The sequence below is a fragment of the Vibrio jasicida 090810c genome (assembly GCF_002887615.1).
Classification (GTDB): Bacteria; Pseudomonadota; Gammaproteobacteria; order Enterobacterales; family Vibrionaceae; genus Vibrio; species Vibrio jasicida.
In genome coordinates this window covers 2,087,504-2,106,423 of sequence record NZ_CP025793.1, presented here as the reverse complement: position 1 = coordinate 2,106,423, position 18,920 = coordinate 2,087,504, and the positions used below count along the sequence as shown (strand labels likewise).

The following is an 18,920-nucleotide window of genomic DNA, read 5'->3' as shown; positions in this document are numbered from 1 at the left end:
ATGACGAAACGACGGGCTGCGCTCGAATTAGCTGAACTCTTGCCTCAACCAAGATCTCAACAAATGAAATGCCTCTTGTTTGAGCTTATGGGGTGGGCATACAAAGTAAAATTGTTGATAGGGGTTGGTGATTGGCTCACCCAATTCCACTAATTGTCCATATTTGATGTCGTCTTTCACAAACAAGCGATGTGTTACCAATAAGCCCAGCCGTCGAGTTGTGGCTTGCACAGCTTGAATCGACATATTGAAGGTCATTGGTTTTTTGTTGGTAGGCCGCAGTAATCCTGTCTCTTCTTCCCAAACTTGCCAGTCGTGCTTTCTGCGATCGTTAGTGACTTCAATAATGGGGTAAGTTGATAGCAGTTGTTGAATGTCTCGATTATCAGGTTGCGCTAGTAACTCGGGGCTGCACACCAACACTAACTCATCTTCGCTCAACTTTTCACAATAGTAATCTTGCCACTCTTGAGGGCTGCCATGCACCACTGCGGCGTCAATGCCCTCCTGCTCTAAACGGAACTGCCCAATCAGATTGGATAGGCGGACATCTAACTGAGGAGCGAAATCTTGCAAGCTCGTCATGCGTGGGATCCACCAGTGCAACGCAAGTGAGTTGACCATATTAAGTGTTATCCGTTTGGAATTTTGGTCGTGGATTAAGGCTTCGGTGGCATCAACGATTTGTTCAAGTGCCGGAGCTACTTTTCGGTAGTATTTTTTGCCTTCATTATTGAGGCGAACTTGGCGACCAACACGATCAAATAAAGGTTTGTTGACTTGGTTTTCTAGAGATTTAATGGCTTGGCTAACAGCGGAATGGCTAACAGAGAGCAGTTGAGCCGCCTCTGTCATGCTGCCAGTCTCTGCCACAGCAACAAAGGCATAGATGGATTTTAACGGAATGAGTTTTCGCATACTGCTCTTTACCTTTGGAGTCATGGTGAGGCTTAGGTTTGGAAAAATAATCTGTAAGTTTTTCTTACATTGGCGTTTAAAATAACTCGCTATTTCTGATGAACGCCTTTGCCTAAAATACTCCATGAATTAAGGAGTATCCAATGAACGTAGAAAACAAACCCATCGTCTTCATGTTGATGTCTACATTAAGCTTATCTGTTACTGGCTTGTTAGCAAAGCAGCTTAGCAATGATTTTTCGGTCACCATGTTCAGTTTTTTACGCTTCTTTACTCCAGCGCTCATTCTGTTAGTGATGCTAAGGTTCAAAAGATTGACGTTACCGACAGCCAGTACGTTTAAACCCATTTTACTTCGCGCTTTTTGTATTGGGCTGTGTCAGCTTTGTTTTATTGCCTCGTTACAAACGCTAACTCTTGTTGAAGGCGCGGTCCTTTTCGCTACTGGACCACTGTTTATGCCAATCGTCGAGAAGCTATTTATGCGCGGTCAGATACGAATATCGACCATAATGGCACTTGTTATGGCATTTACTGGTGTCATTCTGTTGGCAGGCTCTGATGGTGAGTTTATATGGCGAGTCGACCTGTTATTGGGCTTGGCGGGTGGTTTGTTTAACTCGGGTTCGCAGCTGACACTCTATAAAGCCAGTAAAAGTGACCTGTCGCCATTAGAAATCAACTTTTGGACGTTCGGTTGTGCTGCTTTACTCATATTGCCTCTGATGCTCTTCAATGATGCCAATGTGTTATTGCACTCGCTTTCACTCCACGCGTTTGAAACACCGAATACATTGTTTGTCTTTTTGATGTCTCTTTTGATCATCAATACACAGGTATTTCGTTCGAAAGCGTATCAGTTAGCTAGCAGTGGCTCTCAACTTGCACCGCTTATTTTCACCAATCTACTGTTTACCGCAGTGTGGCAATGGATGTTTTTCGATGACCAAATGAGCCACAGACAAATATTCGGAATAAGCCTTATTGTGCTGGCAACGATATTAAACACATGTTGGGTTCGGTTCTCTGCACGATCGATACCTTCAGGGCGAAGGACAGAGTTATCAAAATCACATTAAAAAATGGCAGCGTCAGTCTGCCGTTTTTATTTAATTGTTTTGGTTTCGATTAAATATGATGACTTGTTTACCTTTCTTGTAGGAAAATAAGTCATTTTTTATTTTATGAAGATAAATAGATAAGTCTTTTTCTGTCATATAGTTAGATTTTAATCGTGAGTTTACCGGGGCTTTAAGGGTCGTACACTTTCCATTTATAACGTAGGAAACGTCTGAACTGAAGCTGAGATTGTTTTTTCTTTAATTAAATGCTGATAGTTTTACATCATGTCTTATCGGTTACGCCAGATAATATCGACATATAAAATGCAACGAGTTAGCATTTTATAATTAATGTTTAAAAAAGTGCTAATTACCATGTGTTAAAAACTGGAAAATTGTCCGTGAGTTCAAAAACAATGCATGAATTCAGTTAACAAAAATATCTAGTGTTAATTCGGTTTGTTTTCTTTTCAAAAAATAGGATTAAGGAAAGTATTTATTATGAAGATCAATAAATTGGTTGTGATCGTAGGTTCATGTTTATTTACTTCTTCTGTACTTGCTGCGTCTGCCAATACCATCACTTTCCAAGGTGAGGTAACAGATGAAACATGTACAGTTTCAGTTAATGGTGAAAATGCTTCTCCAGTTGTGCTTTTGGAAACCGTGCCAAAGTCAGCGCTAGCAAGCAGTGGTGACACTGCTGGTGCAACGGAATTTGAGGTCTCGATCTCTGGCTGTACTGGTAACGCTGCAGGTGTGCCAAACATTTCAACGGTGTTTGTCGGCAACCAAGTAACAGGCAACGGTAACCTCGGGAATACGGGCAGTGCGACGAATGTAGAACTGCAAATTTTAGACACAACTGGCTCTACGATTGACCTTAAAGGCGGCTTTAAAGGTAGCAATGACCTCGCACTTGCCTCCGGTGAACAAGCAAACAGTGCGACGTACAAAGCACAGTATTACGCAACAGGTGCTGCGACGGCAGGTACGGTGAACGCGTCACTTCAATACGCGGTTTCTTACCAATAATCAGTGTTGGGAGAGAGGATTACCCCTCTCTCTAACCAAGCGAAATAACGAGGTGATAATGTTTTTGCGATTTTTTGTTGTCTTTATCACGTTAATTTTCGGCTTCGCTGCCCATGCCAATATTGTCATGACGGGAAGCCGAATTATTTACCCTGAAGGTGAACCCTTCGTTAACGTTTACCTAAAGAACAAAAGCAAAAATGTCTTTATGGTTCAATCTTGGTTTGAGAACGAAGATGGGTCCAAAGCGACACAAAATGATGTGCCATTTGTTGTGTTGCCACCATTGGCGAAAATTGAGCCACAACGGGGTCAAACGCTAAGGATAATCAAAGGGATAGAAAAAACACTTCCCCAAGATCAAGAGTCAGTTTTTTACTTTAACTTCTTACAAATTCCGTCTAATGCCGCCATCGCTGAAGTGGCAGCAAGCAGCAATAAAATTGTGGTAACAGTAAAGCACAAAGTGAAGTTGTTCTACAGGCCAAAAAAAGTAATTAATTACAATAGAAATTGGAAAAAAGACTTTCAAGTTCAGCTCATAAATTATCAAAATGGAATCGCAAAAGTTAGGCTTATTAATAAGCAGCCGCTGCATGTATCTTTGTCTGGAAATGTTTTTATAGAACATCTAGGAGAAAAGTGGTTATCTGAAGCTAAAATGATATTACCAAATTCATATCAAGATTTTACGTTCAAAAATTTAAAAATTAAAAAAGGTGATAAAGCCGATTTTTTAATAACAACAATCAGTGACCAAGGGGCATTAATACCTAAGCGTTATTCCATTCAGTTTTAAATGTTAAGTTAGCTTTGGTGAGTAATATGTTGTTCGGCAAACGTTCGTATTTTATTTTTTCGCTTGTTGCTGCAATGTCTACTGTAGCGGAAGAGCTCGCTTTTGATCCTTCACTATTCCACGGTGATGTAGATATTCAAAAGCACATGTTATCTGGCGATACACTAAATGGGTACTCGTTTGATGATGGGCACTTAGTTGATTTGTATGTCAATGGTGAAATGGTTCTCCAAGGGAGCGTTGTTGCTGCTCGCATGAATAAAAGAACTGAGCGCAAGGAGCCTTGTTTTTCTGCCCAACAACTCAAATTGATCGGGCTTAAGCTAGATGACAAAGCGAAAGCAAATCTTGGTTGTCAGCTTTTGTCTGACGTTGCACCAATGGTGAAGTGGAAGTATAACGAATCAAGCTTTCAAATGAATTTGGATATCCCACAAGCGGCGATGGAAAGTAAACCTCGTGGTTACATTGACCCTGAAAAATGGGATGAGGGTATGACGGCTTTGTTTGTGCGTCACAACACAAATTACTACCACAATGAGTACAAACACGCAGAAGACAGTGATTACCTTTACAGCAACTTAAAAGTTGGGATGAATCTGGGCTTGTGGCAATTTCGTCACGATGGTTACTTTCGCTATTTGGACAATGAGACAGAATATACCTCGTTGAATACGTACGTTCAGCGTCCTATTTCTTCAATCCACAGTTCATTGTTGCTTGGCGAGTCGTATACCAATGGCTCCATTTTTGGCAGCTTGTCATACAGCGGTATTAAGTTATCAACGGATCAGCGCATGTGGCCGCAAAGCCAGTTGGGTTATGCACCGGAAGTTCGTGGTGTCGCTGCCACTTATGCTCATGTAGTGATTAAACAGCAAGGCAAAATCATAAAAGAAACCGACGTACCACCCGGCCCTTTTGTTATCAGTGATTTGAACGATACCAAAAGTGATGGTGAGTTAGAGGTGGTCATTCAAGAAGCTGACGGTAGCGTAAGTTCTTTCAACGTACCTTACTCCTCGGTGCCTCTCTCCGTACGCCCTGGACAAATCATCTATAACACGGTTCTCGGTGATGTTAGAGGGTATGAAGACGTTAGCAATTGGTTTGCTGAAGGCTCTATCCAGCAAGGTGTAAACAACCGGATCACGCTTAACTATGGTTTGCGTATGGGGAAAGATTATCAAGCGTATCTGGCTGGTGGTGTCGTTGCGACGCCAATCGGTGCATTTGGCATGAACAGCATCTATTCATTTGCGCGTGTGTATGAGGAAGAAGAATACCAACGTGGGTGGCAAGTCGAGATGAACTATGGCCGCTCGTTTGATACTGGCACCAACTTTTCATTGCTCGCCTACCGTTATTCTTCAGAAAACTACAAAGAGTTGGAAGACGTTTTGGGCTTGAGAAAACAGCGAAAAAACAATAGCGATGAATATCAGTCTCAAACACTCAATCAAAGAAACCGTCTTACTTTGTCTTTGAGCCAATCATTGGAGAAATACGGTACGGTTAACGTTAGTGGTTCTCTAGTGGATTATTACGATGGTGAAGAGAGTATCGATTACCAAGCTACCTACAATAATCATTGGAGAAATGTGTCTTACAATATCAGCGTAGGACGTCAGTTTTATCACGAAGAGTTTGGCGAAGGTGATTATGAAAATACCGTAGCATTGAGTGTGTCACTTCCGTTCGACTTCTATGACCGTTGGTCGACGTTTGGGTTTAACTATACCCATAGTAAATCGAGTGAATCAGCGACGGCCAATGTATCGGGGACGCTCGGTAAAGATGCGCCAGTTTCTTATTCTGCCTACGGGGGGCGAGAAGGGAATAGCAACACTTACGGAGGAAGTTTGTACACTAGAACTCCTTATGGTGGCGTTTCGCTTTCTTCTGCAAATGGCGATGATTACAACCGTGTTTCAGCGGGTATTTCAGGAACGATGCTTGTGCACGATGGCGGTGTCACCCTAGGTCCTTATACCAATGATTCATTTGCTTTAATTGAAGCGAAAGGTGCGAAAGGTGCCAATGTAATGAATGGACAAGGTGCAAGAATCGATGACTCTGGCTACGCGTTATTGCCTTCGTTGATTCCTTATCGTTATACCGATGTGTCCTTGAAAAATAATGGGTTAAGTACTGGTGCGGAAATTAAAACCGGTAGTCGGAAAGTCGTGCCGTATTCTGGTGCCGTCGTAAAAGTGAAGTTTGAAACGTTGAAGGGAAAAGCAGTGCTGATCAATACCGTGCTCGATAAAGGGGGGATTCCTCCAATGGGCGCAGATGCTTTTGATCAGCAAGGGATAAAGATCGGCATGGTTGGGCAAGCTGGTCAGGTGTACGCCCGACTAAAAGAGACCAATAATGAAGTGATTTTACGTTGGGGGGCAGGGAATGAATGCAGCATCAACTATACCCCGCCGAAATCGGACCGAGTACTTCTCTTAACCGAACAAACCTGCATGATGAGGTAATTATGAAATATTCAATATGGAGCCTTTGCCTATCTATCTGGTTTGTGAGCATGTCTGCTTTTGCTACCTGTACAAAGTTGAACACAACGAACCAAGGTTATTTATCAAGCGAGGCAATCAATGCTGGTTATTATGTAAACAATAACTTTACTGGTGCTGCAGATGGGTACTTTGGAAACTATGGTTTACCTGGGGTAATTAATATCAACAGTGGCAGTCTTTTTCAGCCGGATGGCAGCGTTATTGCGACTTCAACGGCTTCGTTTTTAGGCTCAGCAAACCGAACGCCTTATGGCGATAAGCAGGTTTTATTTCGCTGCGACTTAACCGATAAAAACGATCTTTGGGAGTATTACTCAACAAACGGAGACGACAACTATGCTGGACGAAATGAAGTTCCGAGCATTTCAGGAGCATACTATTCTGACTATCGTTATGCCGCCTTTCGTCTGACTAATCTTGCAACAGGTGAGTACTATTCCCGCTATTGGAAAGCGAGAAAGCTTAACCCTGATGGCATGTTTCAAGACAGCAATTACATCTATGTACACGCAGGAGTGTTCAGTGATGTCAGCGTAGAAGTCATCAAAGTAACCAGCGGGGCGGGTAATTACGGGTTGAACTATGGTCGTTTTTCTCCCACTCGTAACGGTGTACATGGTTATATTGCATTTAAAGGTGGCGGTCGAAGTTCTGGCTTGACTGTCGGCTGTGACCATGGTGGCGGTTGTTACAGTGGATGGTATGGAGATTATCCGGGGGCATGGGGGTGGGCGAATCAGCTTACGTTTATTCGTGGTGCGTTTTGTCAAGTTTCAGATTACACACCGCACGTACTCTTCCCTACGATGACTGTCGATGCGCTAAATAGTGGTGAATCATCAAGGTTGGCGTTTAGCATCGGTTTACTGTGTGAACTTAATGCTGCATCTGGCACCACATCTAACACAAGTACCAGCCTGACAGCGACACGTCCGATTGCGATCGGCTTATTGGTGAACTCTGCCAACGCAGTCAGTAAAGCTGAGCAACTTGGGCTAAAAACATCTGCGGGCGGTTTAACGTATTTGTTAAGCAATGAATACGGCAATCCAGGCGTAGCTCAGGGGGTCGGGATCAGAATATACGATAACTCTGGGTCTCCAATGAATCTGTTGCCTAGTCGTACGACTGGAACGGGTAATGCTGGCGGATGGTATGGCTTTAAAGAGGTCACACAATTGGAATCATCCAATGCATCTTCTGAATCCTACCGAGGTCACTTTACGGCTTCTCTAGAAAAACTCAGTGGTGAAACTGTTACAGCAGGAACTGTGTATGCCCAAGCGCAAATCATTGTCAGCTTTCAATAAGTTCACTTGGTTACTTCTCAGTATTGTTTTGGTTTTTTCGATGTCTTCTGTTCATGCTGCTGTCGATATAGATCGAACTCGTATTGTCATCAATGCCAATGACTTAGAAAGTGACTTTACCCTCGCGAATTCTGGTGAGGATAACGTACTTCTTCAATTATGGTCGGACAAAGGTGACCTCACTGTTTCTCCATCGGATGAGGAGACACCATTATTCGTTATCCCTCCTATTTTTAAAATGGCGCGGGGAGAAGTGCGATCAGTACGTTTGTTACTGAATCGAGCTGATTTAGATTTTGAGGATCGTGAAAACTTACTTTGGTTAAATATCTTTCAAGTGACGCAGGTATCCGAAGAGGCAATCACTGCCAATGCTCAGCAGATTATGTTGCCTTTGAGACTTCGTTTAAAGGTGCTTGTTCGTCCAAAAGGTATCGAAGCCCCAGGAAAAAATGCGTATTCACAACTGCGTTTTGTGCGCGCAGGAGAAGGTTTGAAGGTGGTGAATCCGCTGCCTTGGTTTGCAAATTTTTTATCGATAAAAGTGGGTGACGATACCCATGAAAGAATCACTATTGCACCTTTTTCGAGCGTCACCTTACCGCTAGGTCAACGCCTAAATACACAACAAATACAGTTCGACATCATTGGAGATGACGGAAATACAACAAACTATAAAAGTACCTTAGTTAATTAGCATTTAAGTGGTGGATTTGTGAGTTACAACTTTGAAAGGGAGTTAGCTATTTGGTTAAAAGAAAAATCAATCACGAGGAAAGAACTTATCGCACTATTGCAGCAAGCCCATTATGAGGAGTTTAAAGGGCTAGATGTCATCACCTTAAGTCGATGGTTAAACGGCAAAGTGATCCCTCCGTTGTATAAGCAGTTTTATATTGCACGATGTTTAGATGCTGACTTGGTTGAGATAATTCTTAATTTAGATGAAGACGAACACAAGAAGCCTGCGCGACATTCCTCAGTGTTGGCGAGTTTAATAAAAGCGTTTGATTTTTCTTTAACAGCACTCTCTTACTTTAAAGTGCCAGAGTCTATCCGAAGTGAAATTCGTTCCCAAACCTATTACGCACACCTTGAGGTTTTTAAAGATTTTTATAGCAATGTTTCTGCCATTGAAGGTTTTGTTGGGGACTTGTACGCGATGAAAACGGATATTAAGTACAAATGTATTTTATTGCAGAATAAACAAGACGATATTGTTGGCCATTGGGCTGGAATTTTGAACTTAGAGAAGCTGAATAATCTACCTTCATTCATTAGTATCCCTGAAAATGAGTTAAAGCAAAGTTGTCTGGTTAAGTTAGGACACGCAATGAACTCTACTCACTTCTTTGAATTAGTAACTCAAGCGATTTGTTATTACTTGCTTTCTCTTTATAAGACAAAGGATTACGTCTATATATTTATTGCTGGATATCCGATTCTTGAGTTTGCAAAGAAAGTATTTAATGCAAAAGAGGTCAAGTATTACCCGCCTACAGATAATAGCCAGAAGGTGGGTTTGTATTTGGTTAAATTCGATATCATTCGTTCCATTTCCAACCCTATTTTGATTCCAAAGATCAAGAAAAAGCTTCATTGTTTACAAGAGTGTGATTCTAACGCCTGCAACCTTTGTAACTTGCGTCAGTTTTGCTCCTCCCAGTCAAAATCTTGTCCGGTTTAGGCTTATAAGCTCACGGCAAGCGTTTTGTACAAGAAGCCTTGTAGTCCCCAAGCTTGGATACTATTCTCGATAATCTGCATTTGCTCTACCTGAGTTTCGACGCGCTCAATTATTAATTTTGTGCGCGTTTTTTTACTTAGCTCAATCACCTTACTGTAATGGTCTGCTTCATTAGAGTGTTCCACTTTGAGAAACTGATAAAAGCCGGATAAAAGCTCTTTTTCCCGAAAATCAGAATCTAAGTCGTAGTCGTCAGCTGCTAACATAACCTTCTGTTTTTGTAGAAACTCAAATCCTTTTCTTATCTCAGAACAGCTTTTACATGAATCTCTTTCTGTAATTTCTACAACTAAGTTAGCTTTTAGCTCCTCTAAGCTCTTCTTGAGAATGACGATATCGCACAGCAGATATTTGTCGCAAAGATTACTGCGCTCTAGGTTAATGAACAGATGTTTTCCTTTAAAATCATCAGAGTAACGATTGATGTAACGATCTAGCCTTGCAACTAACGCACGACTCATATGAGGATATTTGATTTCCCTAGAGTATACCTCTTTCGCTGTTTGTTTAGATAGAGTACTGGGATCAATTAGAACTTCGAAGCCCAAGTTATTACCTTTAATATCAACGATTTCTTGTAATTTATAATTGATATCGATAAGACTTATACCGTTACTTTTGTTTAAGTAATCTTCAATTAGAAAACACATGTTTTATTTTTCCATTTTCTTGAACATGATGGTGATAAACTCCATCTCTTCGTCAGAGATAAGCGGTTTCTCATCGATTAACGCTTTCCTTCTAAATTCAATTACGCCTTTTATTTCGCGTAATTGTTCCGGCTTCATTTCATTAATGCATTGTTTTATATATTGAAATTCACCGTTTTTTAAGCCGTTCATGTTTTATCCGTTGTTAGTGCTTCGCTTTGTTTCTATCTCGATCCATATGGCGAAGTTTAATGAAAAGCACCAAATATTGAGTTGGCAGAGTTGTATTTATTATGCAGCGACTGCTAAATGTCACCTTCGTGGCTCCTTTGCATGCGAACTTGCCCCATTGATGTCGGGCTTCGCAATTCTTCTTCTGGTTACAACCGAATTGTTTGATTTTTAATCAGGATGAACTAGCGTCAAGAAAGTAGCTAAGGGAGAGAACATGCTGACTTTAAATTATCACGTCGAGATTGCAGCCACGCCGCAGCGCGTATGGAGCGTGCTGACGGATATCGAATTGTACAAACGATGGGCACAAGCTTTTTCACCGCAATCTCAATTTGATGGCGACTGGGAAGAGGGAGGGGATATTACTTTTTACGATCCAGACATGGGGGGGACTCGGGCAGTAGTGGACACTGTTTTGCCACTGCATAAACTTGAGTTTCATCATGTTGCCATCTTCAACCCAGACAATAGGCAGCAACTAGACGCTGACTTGGCTTCTAAGTGGATCGGATCACGAGAGATCTACCAGATCGATGTGCTGCAAGATCGCTTGTTGCTCAGTATCACCATTTCTACCCATAGTGATTTTGTGTCGATGTTCAATCATGGTTGGGAGAAAGCATTGCCGCTGATTAAAACGATCTGTGAGGAATAAGATTAGATTTCGTCCCAATATTGGGCTGACGATCACTGACATGTGGGTATACAATAGCCGCTAGTTTGTGCGCCAAGAGAGTTGATGATGGAATTTAAGGTTGATACCCACACGCATACGTACGCTAGCGGTCACGCTTACAGTACGTTGATTGAAAACGCTAAATCGGCAAAAGAGAACGGGCTGGATATGTTTTGCACGACCGACCACGCGGAATCAATGCCGGGTGCGCCTCATTACTGGTTCTTCTCTAACCAGAAAATTCTGCCTCGCTTTCTTGAAGGCGTTGCCATTATTCGCGGTGTTGAATCTAACATCATGAACACCGAGGGTGACATCGATATTCCAGATAGCGTTGATCGCAACTTGGATTGGGTGATTGCTAGCTTTCATGAGCCAGTGTTCCGCCCAGCAGATAGTGCTACGCACACTGAAGCTCTGTTGAACATCATCAAAAACGGTCGCGTTGACGCGCTAGGCCATTTAGGTAACCCCAACTTTGACTTCGATTTTGAAGCTGTACTGAAGTGCGCTAAAGAGCACAATGTCGCGATTGAAATCAATAACACCACATTGAAAGGTAACAGCCGTGTTGGCAGCGTAGACCGTTGCCAAGAGATTGCCCAAATCGGTAAAGAGCTCGGTGTCTTCTTCACCACAGGTAGTGATGCGCACTTCTGCCACGATGTGGGTAACCTGAGCTTGGTGGGTGAGTTAATGGATAGAGTCGGCATCGATAGTGGTAAAGTTATTACGCACTCAGCACAACAATTCTTAGCCTTCTTAGAACTGCGTGGCCGTATGCCAATTGCAGAGTATGACGAGATTCGCAACGCATAAACTTGATTACATTTTTGGTTATGCAAGTGTTAAGGGATTGCTTTACACTGCTCGCATTAAAAAGCCGGCTCAGAATTCGGCATTCAATGGAGAAGTGAAGATGTTACGTCCTTTAGTGTTGGGGTGTGTCATTGCGTTAGGCTCAACGTACGCAATGGCAGAAGCCGTCGACTTAAAACAAAACATGAAGCAGATGAAGATGGAATTCAAACAGGCGGCAGAAGCGTCTGATGTTGAAACCATGAAATCTGCGATTGATAGCTTGCAAGCGATCGTTGAACAATCTAAGCGTGGCAATTACCCACCAGAGAAGTTCGATATCTACTTAGAAGGCTTTAACAAGCTGACGGTAACGCTAGATAAGATTGAAGCGGATCTTGATGCGGGTAAGCTAGAAGAAGCGAAAGACCAACTGCGTGAAATCGATAGCCTTCGTGAAGAGTACCACGACAAACGCAACCCAAGTATCTGGAGCAAACTGTTTAGCTAACCGTTTATCCAACTTGAAGAAATGACCATCAGCCTGCCACTTCGGCGGGCTTTTTTGTGCCTGTCAATCGAGGTATTCAAGAAAACCTGTGAGGTAGCAGCCACTTATTGATCCTGTTTTTGAGCTACCACTCAGAATTGGTTACGCTATGTGAAATTTGTTAAGTTACCGTTATGCGTAGATTAATTCCTTTTTACCGCTCGATGTTATTTGCTAGTGCTCTCAGTTGGGTGCTAGTGACGCTGATGCCTGTTATCAATGCTCATGGTAACAGCATGGGCGTGTGGGCGACGCTATGTACGCTTAACGGTTTTGAGTTGGTGCAGATAGAAGAGGGCGACAATTCTGTCAGCCACAAAGGTAAGCCTTGTCCGTTTAGCCACTTCTCGACTTTTCATCACGATACACTTCCAACGACACCAATTCTCTCAAGACTGAGCTTGGTGATTTCTGACAGCTACGCTTATTTGGCTCTAAGTGTGCGATTTGAAACACCAGTTCCTCGAGCGCCGCCAGTTTCCCTTTTCTCATAACGAAAACAATAACAAGTAAAGTCACATAACACTGCCACTTCGAGCAGTGGAACTCCCGAATCTAAGTCAAATAGCGCCGCATACGAATGCGTATGTGCAGGATGCGTTTGGCTGAATTTGGGTGTTCAACAATGAAAAAAGGAAAATACACATGTTGAGAAACTCGGCAAAGCCTCAACTCAAGGAAGCCTCGCGCGCAAAATCCATCTACTTTATGACGTGGAGATGGCACTTCTACGCAGGTTTGTTCGTCATTCCATTTATGCTCATGCTTTCCCTCACGGGATTGGTGATGTTGTTTGATGATGAAATCGAACTGGCTCGATACGAAGCGACATTACAAGTTTCACCACAAGAGCAAATGGTTCCTGTCTCTGCACAATTAGAAACCGTAAAGCAGGCGTATCCCGATTTTAATGTCACTCAATTTTTACCTGCAAAAACGGCCGATATCGCCAACCGATTCTCGATTCAAAACCAGGAAGGCAGCTCGCTGATTGTTGCAGTAAATCCTTACACAGGAGACGTACAAGGCACCATTAACCGTAGTGATAGTATCTATGAACTGATGAACAGCATTCACGGCACGTTGCTCATCGGCGACCTAGGCGACCGTTTAATTGAAATCGCCGCAAGTCTGGGGATTTTGCTGTTGGTGTCTGGTTTGTACCTTTGGTTACCGAGAGACAACGCCAGCCGCGCCGGTTTTTTGAAAATTCGCCTTAACAATGGCCCTCGAATTTTGATGCGTGACCTGCATGCGAATTTAGGTGGTGTGCTGTCGATTGTTTTGTTGTTCTTTTTGATTTCAGGTTTGTCGTGGGCAGGGATCTGGGGCGCGAAAATGGTGCAAGCTTGGAATACCTTCCCAACCTATTACACATGGGGTGAGAAACCGGAATCCACACTGACACACAAAGATCTTAACCACGGTGCTTCAGAAGAAATGCCATGGAACTTAGAGCTTGCTGCTGTGCCAGAATCGAAAGATAAGCCTGCTCATGATCATGCCAATATGAAGGAAGAGGTGGCATATGCAGGCAGCCATGATGCGCTCTCTATTGATGATATCATCCTCAAGGCTGAAATGATGGGCTTTACTGGCTATAAGCTGTTTTTGCCACGTTCTGAGACGGGCGTTTATACCGTTGCAGCTAACTCTATGGGCGGCGATATTTCCGACCCGAGGCAAGATCGCACCAGTCACTTTGACCAATATTCCGGTCGCTTGTTGGTGGATGTAACGTGGCAAGATTACAGTTTGTTTGCCAAGTTCATGGCGGCAGGTGTGTCATTGCACCAAGGTGATGTCAGTGTACTTAACAAAGTACTCAACGTGGTGTTCTGTCTGGCGTTCATTTTAATCTCAATCACTGGGGTTGTGATGTGGTGGATTCGTAGACCAAGTCGCAGCACCGCATTGGGCGCGCCACCTAAGTTTCAGCAAGACGGTATTTGGAAGCTTGGCTTAGTAACGTTGGTGATATTGTGTCTGGCGTTTCCGATGGGCGGTTTGGCGATTGTTACGGTTCTCGCACTGGATTGGTTGTTGTTTAACCGCGTCGAGAAGCTGAAAACGGCGTTGAATTAGTAACAGATAAAGAATGGAATAGTAAAAGAGCCAGCGACGTGCTGGCTCTTTTTATTTCTGATAAATCTCCAGCGGCAAGCCATCTGGGTCTTGGAAGAAGGTAAAGGTTTTGCCTGTGAACTCGTCAATACGAATTGGCTCAACTTCAACGTCATTCGATTCTAGGTAGGCTTTCACCTGTTCAACACCATCAACCAAAAACGCGAGATGTCGTAGCCCTTGTGCTTCGGGAAAGCTCGGTCTCTCTGGTGCGCCTGGAAAGCTAAATAGTTCCACTTGGCTGCCGTCAGGTAAAGCGAGGTCAAGCTTGTATGAGTTTCTGGCTTCACGATAGTTTTCAGCAATGACTTTTAACCCCAACACTTCAGTATAAAAGCGTTTTGACCTTGGGTAATCGCTGCAAATGATCGCGACGTGATGAATGGCATTAAACATGGTTAGCCTCTTCAAACATGGCTCGTATCCTCAAGCATGGTTAGTGTCCTCGGAGACTAAATACTCCTTAACGAAGTCGATAAACACGCGCAGACGAGCAGGCATGTATTTGGTTTGCGCATACTGCATCGCGATTGCGCCGTGGTAGTTACTCTTGATCATCCAATCCGGCAGCACCTCCACCACCTCTCCTTGCTCTAACGCGTCTTTGATCACGAAGTCATGGAAGATCCCAATTCCCAAGCCAGACTTAACCCCGTTCAAGCGCATTTGAGAATGGTTGACAGCGTAGCGTCCACTTACTGCAATCGAATGAAACGCTTCCTCTTTAAAGAATGACCAGATGTTGTCTTTGTCGTTCTCGGCGAGGTAAATACAGTCGTGCTGCTCAAGCTCGGTTGGGTGCTCAGGCATACCGTGCTTGGTGAGGTAATCTGGAGAGGCACATAAAACAAGATTGGTCTTGCTGATCTCTTTGAGTACCAGATTCTCATCGGGTTTGTCGGTGAGCTTAAATGCTACGTCGATACCTTGGCGAAAAAGATCGATCTCACCATCTGCTGCACGCAGCTTAAGCTGAATATTTGGATAACGTTCTAGGAATGGCAATACAAACGGTTGAAGCACCGAATTAAGAAATGCTTCAGGGGCTGCCACTGTGAGTGCGCCTGTTGGCTCAGCATGATCTTCCGCAGATAGCTCAACGGCTTGCTGCGCGGCATTCACCATTGCGATGCTTTGGTCGTAAACCTTTTGCCCAGCTTGAGTGATGATCAACTTACGAGTCGTGCGCTCAAACAGTTTGACCGAGAGGGCTTGTTCCAACCGTGTGATCAACTTACTTAAAGCCGATGGCGTTACGCCGAGTTGTTTAGCAGCAGCGGTAAAACTGCCTTCGTTTACCACCAAGATAAACGAAGCAAGATCAGGAAGTAGGGCAATGAGTTTTGGATTAACCATAATTGTTCAGTTCTGTGCAGCGGAATAACGATATTGTCTGGTACGGTTTCACGAGGTTCAAGTGTCACCGTCTCGCTTTAACGATATTTTGCCAAAAATACATTGAGTGCAGGCAAGCCAGATTCACCAGTATGGTATTGCTGCCAACAGTGATAAATGGCCGTTTCGTGGTCTGCAATCAATTCGATAGCTTCTCGCTCAGCGATTGAATACTGTTGTGAAGCGTTCACTTCTTCATGCCACTCTCGATATTTGACCTCATAAGGTTCTACCCACTTCAGAAGAGTCGCCACCAACTCTTGCCATGGTAAACCAATCCACTTGGTTGCATCTGCCAAGCCTTTATCTAGCATCTCTTGGTATCGACTTTCGATATCCATGCCATTTGTCAGCAGTACAGGTTTGAGCTTTTCTGCGGTGAGTTCTTCCACTTCAATCAAGGTTTGCCACAGCGTTTGTTGTTCACTTTGGGCGTAATGGCTCAAGTAGTGGTTGAAAAAAGCGATGCCGTAGATTTCGCCATAATAGGCAGACAGAACGTTATGAATCATGGTGAGAATCGTGATTTAAACAGAGAATACCGCATTGTAGGAGGGGAAAGTGCGACGTGTAAATACCTGATTAAGAGTAAAAAAGTGCTGCTGACAGAATTCGAACAGAACTTGTGAGAATTTTATGAGAATTCGATGAAGTTGCTGATAGATTTGCTCGTCATTCTTAGAGGCAAGAACGCAAAACGTTCGAAACGTAATGCTTAACCTACTCAAGTCACGAACAAAGAAGTAAAGCCGTACACATGGGCTTGGGTAGTTCAACCCTCATTAAAGGATGGAATCACAATGAAAAAACGTACCCAACTCGGACTCGTCATGACTTCAGTCGCTATGGCACTAGGCTCTGCATCAGTGAATGCAGCGGAATTGGAAATCACCGTGACAAACGCAACCAAAGGCATCTACTTTACGCCTCTTATTGTTGCCGCACATGGTTCTGATCTTCAAATGTTCAGAACGGGTCAAGCAGCAACGCCAGAACTAGAAGCAATGGCAGAAGGCGGTGATATCTCTGGTCTTGCTAGTGTGATTGGTAACGCTGGTGGTGCGGTGGTTGAGAATCCTGTTGGTGGCATTTTGAATCCGGGTGTTGCAACCACCTTCACCTTGGACAGTGGCGACCACGGTTATCTTTCTTTGAGCGCGATGCTGCTGCCAACCAATGACGGTTTCGTCGGTCTAGATAGCTGGAAGATTCCAACGGAAGCGGGTACATACCGAGCAACGCTAAGAAGCTACGATGCCGGTACAGAAGCGAACGATGAACTTGCGTCTAGCATGCCAAACCCACCTTTCATTACCTTTGGTACTGGCGGCACAGGCGTTGAAGCAACGGTAACTAACGACAAAGTTCACGTGCATCCGGGTAACCTTGGTGATAGCGACCCAACCGGCGGCATCAGTGACCTAGACAGCAGCAGCCATCGTTGGTTAAACCCAGTCGCAACCATCACAATCGTTGTGAAGTAAGGGGGATGTATGAAAGTCAGAATCTTACTAGTAGCAGCTTCAGTCGGCTTGCTCGCCGGTTGTCCAAGCGATGATGATAATGACGTAGTGAAATCGTACCGTTACACCGTCAACGTGGCGAACTTGACTGCGAATCAACCTATGTCTCCGCTCGCGGTACTTACTCACAATGGTGACTACCAACTGTTTGAAATTGGCCAAGCGGCATCCGTTGAACTTGAACATCTTGCCGAAGGCGGCAGTAACGCCGAGCTGATTGAGTTGATGAACAGCAATGACAGTGTTTACCAAGGCATTTCGGGTAATGGATTGGTGTTGCCGGGTGCATCGGACGAAGTCACCATCACGGTTGACCCTAGTCGTTACGGTTACTTGTCTGTGGCGTCTATGTTCGTGAATACCAACGATGCCTTTGTTGGCGAAACGGGGCTATCGCTCAAATCGCTCGCAGTGGGTGAAAGCTATGAAATGAGCATGAACGTTTGGGATTCTGGTACGGAACTGAACGATGAACTTGCCGCAACCATTCCGGGCCCAGCAGGTGGCGGTGAGGGCTTCAATGCCGCTCGTAATGACAGCAGTGACGTTGTTGCATTCCATGCGGGTGTTGTTAGCCAAGATGATGGATTAGCAAACTCAGCACTCTCTGCGAACCATCGTTTCTTGAACCCAGGTGCGAAAGTCACCATCACTCGAGTCGAGTAACACTGGCTCCGATGACGTCTCCTTTCCAAAGCGCTTGTAGCCGAGCGCTTTATCCCTCATGGCGTCATCGGAACCTTTTTTGAAAGAATTTCTAATTTGTTCCGGTCATGTGCAAAGTGAGGATACTCGAAGGCAAGGAAAGGACCATGGAACAACAGGCAATCAATTTAGTCGCGAACATCTTGTTGGTGGAAGATGACGATGATTTGGCAGAACTGGTTCAGATGCATCTCAAGTTTCAAGGACATCAAGTGTCGCGAGCCACAAATGTCGCCGATGCGAAAGCGCAATATCAGCAACAACCCTTTGATTTATTGATCCTTGACCGAGGTTTACCAGATGGTGATGGTCTCGATATCTGCCATTATTTGCGTCAGCAACAAGATTGGAGCCCAGTGCTCATGCTGACAGCCAGAGACGGTGAAATGGACAAGGTTGACGGTTTAGAAGCGGGCGTTGATGACTACATCACTAAGCCATTTAGCGTCTTAGAATTCCAAGCGCGAGTACGAAACGTATTACGACGGGTGAGTCAAACCGTTGAAGTACAATCTGAAAGAAACAATCTCGAAGACTGCATGGATTTTGGTCCTTTAAGAATTGTCCCTGAATTGCATCAAGTCTCGCTCAATGACAAAGATGTCACCCTAACTGCAACTGAGTTTACGCTATTACAGTTTCTCGCGACTCGTCCAGGTAGAGTCTACAGCAAAGATGAATTGCTCGATCACGTATGGAACACCAGTCATTCTGGTTATCACCACACTGTGTGTAGCACCGTAAATCGCCTACGCAGTAAGTTGTCTTTGTCTGACTCTGAGCATCACTTTATTCAAACGGTCTGGGGCGTGGGGTACAAGTTTCAGCCACGACAATAACTTTTCTCTTTCAGTCATCAGTGCTGTT

General features: G+C 44.0%; 21 protein-coding genes. 15 read left to right on the top strand and 6 right to left on the bottom strand.

All coding sequences use genetic code 11. The annotated features are described in order from the left end of the window. Positions 1-27: 27 nt before the first annotated feature. Positions 28-918, bottom strand: a complete 891-nt coding sequence (locus C1S73_RS26770) for a LysR substrate-binding domain-containing protein (protein WP_038868395.1) — start codon at positions 916-918, stop codon at positions 28-30. Between the two features lie 143 nt (positions 919-1,061). Between C1S73_RS26770 and C1S73_RS26765 the strand changes: the two genes are divergently transcribed. The 7 genes from C1S73_RS26765 (at position 1,062) to C1S73_RS26735 (ending at position 9,338) form a co-directional block, all read left to right on the top strand. After that, positions 1,062-1,997: a DMT family transporter gene (locus C1S73_RS26765; RefSeq protein ID WP_038868396.1), complete on the top strand. Its 936-nt coding sequence runs from the start codon at positions 1,062-1,064 to the stop codon at positions 1,995-1,997. 483 nt (positions 1,998-2,480) lie between these two features. Next, positions 2,481-3,014, top strand: a complete 534-nt coding sequence (locus tag C1S73_RS26760; protein ID WP_038868397.1) for a fimbrial protein — start codon at positions 2,481-2,483, stop codon at positions 3,012-3,014. 58 nt (positions 3,015-3,072) lie between these two features. Next, positions 3,073-3,813, top strand: coding sequence for a fimbrial biogenesis chaperone (locus C1S73_RS26755; RefSeq protein ID WP_038868398.1), 741 nt, complete (start codon positions 3,073-3,075; stop codon positions 3,811-3,813). A gap of 26 nt (positions 3,814-3,839) precedes the next feature. Beyond that, positions 3,840-6,299, top strand: coding sequence for a fimbria/pilus outer membrane usher protein (locus C1S73_RS26750; protein WP_038868399.1), 2,460 nt, complete (start codon positions 3,840-3,842; stop codon positions 6,297-6,299). A 2-nt stretch (positions 6,300-6,301) separates the two neighbouring features. Next, on the top strand, positions 6,302-7,651 hold the full coding sequence (gene stbD / locus C1S73_RS26745) for a fimbrial usher protein StbD (protein ID WP_038868400.1): 1,350 nt from the start codon (positions 6,302-6,304) through the stop codon (positions 7,649-7,651). Then, positions 7,617-8,348: a fimbria/pilus periplasmic chaperone gene (locus C1S73_RS26740; RefSeq protein WP_038868401.1), complete on the top strand. Its 732-nt coding sequence runs from the start codon at positions 7,617-7,619 to the stop codon at positions 8,346-8,348. The genes stbD and C1S73_RS26740 overlap by 35 nt, the downstream gene beginning before the upstream one ends. 18 nt (positions 8,349-8,366) lie before the next feature. Continuing rightward, a complete protein-coding gene (locus C1S73_RS26735; protein ID WP_038868402.1) occupies positions 8,367-9,338 on the top strand; it encodes a hypothetical protein in 972 nt (323 codons plus the stop codon). A gap of 2 nt (positions 9,339-9,340) precedes the next feature. On the opposite strand, the gene C1S73_RS26730 is transcribed toward C1S73_RS26735, so the two are convergent. Together C1S73_RS26730 and C1S73_RS26725 are read right to left on the bottom strand one after the other, a co-directional pair. Further along, entirely contained in the window at positions 9,341-10,048 is a 708-nt protein-coding gene (locus C1S73_RS26730; RefSeq protein ID WP_038868403.1) for an EAL domain-containing protein, read from the bottom strand. A 3-nt stretch (positions 10,049-10,051) separates the two neighbouring features. Next, positions 10,052-10,240, bottom strand: coding sequence for a hypothetical protein (locus tag C1S73_RS26725; RefSeq protein ID WP_038868404.1), 189 nt, complete (start codon positions 10,238-10,240; stop codon positions 10,052-10,054). 256 nt (positions 10,241-10,496) lie between these two features. On the opposite strand from C1S73_RS26725, the gene C1S73_RS26715 reads away from it, so the two are divergent. From C1S73_RS26715 to C1S73_RS26695, 5 genes are all read left to right on the top strand, one after another. Continuing rightward, positions 10,497-10,937 (top strand): SRPBCC family protein, encoded by a 441-nt coding sequence (locus C1S73_RS26715; RefSeq protein ID WP_038868406.1) that lies wholly within the window; start codon positions 10,497-10,499, stop codon positions 10,935-10,937. 87 nt (positions 10,938-11,024) lie between these two features. After that, positions 11,025-11,777, top strand: coding sequence for a phosphatase (locus C1S73_RS26710; protein ID WP_038868408.1), 753 nt, complete (start codon positions 11,025-11,027; stop codon positions 11,775-11,777). 100 nt (positions 11,778-11,877) lie between these two features. Further along, positions 11,878-12,267: a cytochrome b562 gene (locus C1S73_RS26705; RefSeq protein WP_005436021.1), complete on the top strand. Its 390-nt coding sequence runs from the start codon at positions 11,878-11,880 to the stop codon at positions 12,265-12,267. A 173-nt stretch (positions 12,268-12,440) separates the two neighbouring features. Further along, positions 12,441-12,800 (top strand): hypothetical protein, encoded by a 360-nt coding sequence (locus C1S73_RS26700; protein WP_063344780.1) that lies wholly within the window; start codon positions 12,441-12,443, stop codon positions 12,798-12,800. A gap of 151 nt (positions 12,801-12,951) precedes the next feature. Continuing rightward, positions 12,952-14,391, top strand: a complete 1,440-nt coding sequence (locus C1S73_RS26695; protein ID WP_038868410.1) for a PepSY-associated TM helix domain-containing protein — start codon at positions 12,952-12,954, stop codon at positions 14,389-14,391. A 51-nt stretch (positions 14,392-14,442) separates the two neighbouring features. On the opposite strand, the gene gloA2 is transcribed toward C1S73_RS26695, so the two are convergent. The 3 genes from gloA2 to C1S73_RS26680 form a co-directional block, all read right to left on the bottom strand. Beyond that, positions 14,443-14,826 (bottom strand): SMU1112c/YaeR family gloxylase I-like metalloprotein, encoded by a 384-nt coding sequence (gene gloA2 / locus C1S73_RS26690; RefSeq protein WP_038868411.1) that lies wholly within the window; start codon positions 14,824-14,826, stop codon positions 14,443-14,445. A gap of 30 nt (positions 14,827-14,856) precedes the next feature. Continuing rightward, positions 14,857-15,786, bottom strand: a complete 930-nt coding sequence (locus tag C1S73_RS26685) for a LysR family transcriptional regulator (protein ID WP_038868413.1) — start codon at positions 15,784-15,786, stop codon at positions 14,857-14,859. 77 nt (positions 15,787-15,863) lie between these two features. Further along, positions 15,864-16,337: a hypothetical protein gene (locus tag C1S73_RS26680; RefSeq protein WP_038868415.1), complete on the bottom strand. Its 474-nt coding sequence runs from the start codon at positions 16,335-16,337 to the stop codon at positions 15,864-15,866. 288 nt (positions 16,338-16,625) lie between these two features. Between C1S73_RS26680 and C1S73_RS26675 the strand changes: the two genes are divergently transcribed. From C1S73_RS26675 to C1S73_RS26665, 3 genes are all read left to right on the top strand, one after another. Continuing rightward, on the top strand, positions 16,626-17,309 hold the full coding sequence (locus C1S73_RS26675) for a spondin domain-containing protein (RefSeq protein ID WP_038868416.1): 684 nt from the start codon (positions 16,626-16,628) through the stop codon (positions 17,307-17,309). A 9-nt stretch (positions 17,310-17,318) separates the two neighbouring features. Next, a complete protein-coding gene (locus C1S73_RS26670; protein WP_038868418.1) occupies positions 17,319-18,014 on the top strand; it encodes a spondin domain-containing protein in 696 nt (231 codons plus the stop codon). Positions 18,015-18,160: 146 nt separating this feature from the next. Then, positions 18,161-18,892 carry a response regulator transcription factor gene (locus tag C1S73_RS26665; protein ID WP_038868420.1) on the top strand — a complete coding sequence of 244 codons (732 nt, stop codon included), beginning with the start codon at positions 18,161-18,163 and terminating at the stop codon, positions 18,890-18,892. The last annotated feature ends 28 nt before the right edge of the window (positions 18,893-18,920 follow it).

Bases quoted from the DNA above. Each gene is read 5' to 3' on its own strand.
- C1S73_RS26740 (WP_038868401.1), top strand. From the start codon at position 7,617: ATGCCCAAGCGCAAATCATTGTCAGCTTTCAATAAGTTCACTTGGTTA.
- C1S73_RS26750 (WP_038868399.1), top strand. From the start codon at position 3,840: ATGTTGTTCGGCAAACGTTCGTATTTTATTTTTTCGCTTGTTGCTGCA.
- C1S73_RS26705 (WP_005436021.1), top strand. From the start codon at position 11,878: ATGTTACGTCCTTTAGTGTTGGGGTGTGTCATTGCGTTAGGCTCAACG.
- C1S73_RS26725 (WP_038868404.1), bottom strand. From the start codon at position 10,240: ATGAACGGCTTAAAAAACGGTGAATTTCAATATATAAAACAATGCATT.
- C1S73_RS26755 (WP_038868398.1), top strand. From the start codon at position 3,073: ATGTTTTTGCGATTTTTTGTTGTCTTTATCACGTTAATTTTCGGCTTC.
- C1S73_RS26710 (WP_038868408.1), top strand. From the start codon at position 11,025: ATGGAATTTAAGGTTGATACCCACACGCATACGTACGCTAGCGGTCAC.
- C1S73_RS26700 (WP_063344780.1), top strand. From the start codon at position 12,441: ATGCGTAGATTAATTCCTTTTTACCGCTCGATGTTATTTGCTAGTGCT.
- C1S73_RS26680 (WP_038868415.1), bottom strand. From the start codon at position 16,337: ATGATTCATAACGTTCTGTCTGCCTATTATGGCGAAATCTACGGCATC.
- C1S73_RS26765 (WP_038868396.1), top strand. From the start codon at position 1,062: ATGAACGTAGAAAACAAACCCATCGTCTTCATGTTGATGTCTACATTA.
- C1S73_RS26685 (WP_038868413.1), bottom strand. From the start codon at position 15,786: ATGGTTAATCCAAAACTCATTGCCCTACTTCCTGATCTTGCTTCGTTT.
- C1S73_RS26665 (WP_038868420.1), top strand. From the start codon at position 18,161: ATGGAACAACAGGCAATCAATTTAGTCGCGAACATCTTGTTGGTGGAA.
- gloA2 (WP_038868411.1), bottom strand. From the start codon at position 14,826: ATGTTTAATGCCATTCATCACGTCGCGATCATTTGCAGCGATTACCCA.
- C1S73_RS26675 (WP_038868416.1), top strand. From the start codon at position 16,626: ATGAAAAAACGTACCCAACTCGGACTCGTCATGACTTCAGTCGCTATG.
- C1S73_RS26670 (WP_038868418.1), top strand. From the start codon at position 17,319: ATGAAAGTCAGAATCTTACTAGTAGCAGCTTCAGTCGGCTTGCTCGCC.
- C1S73_RS26730 (WP_038868403.1), bottom strand. From the start codon at position 10,048: ATGTGTTTTCTAATTGAAGATTACTTAAACAAAAGTAACGGTATAAGT.
- C1S73_RS26695 (WP_038868410.1), top strand. From the start codon at position 12,952: ATGTTGAGAAACTCGGCAAAGCCTCAACTCAAGGAAGCCTCGCGCGCA.
- C1S73_RS26715 (WP_038868406.1), top strand. From the start codon at position 10,497: ATGCTGACTTTAAATTATCACGTCGAGATTGCAGCCACGCCGCAGCGC.
- C1S73_RS26760 (WP_038868397.1), top strand. From the start codon at position 2,481: ATGAAGATCAATAAATTGGTTGTGATCGTAGGTTCATGTTTATTTACT.
- C1S73_RS26770 (WP_038868395.1), bottom strand. From the start codon at position 918: ATGCGAAAACTCATTCCGTTAAAATCCATCTATGCCTTTGTTGCTGTG.
- stbD (WP_038868400.1), top strand. From the start codon at position 6,302: ATGAAATATTCAATATGGAGCCTTTGCCTATCTATCTGGTTTGTGAGC.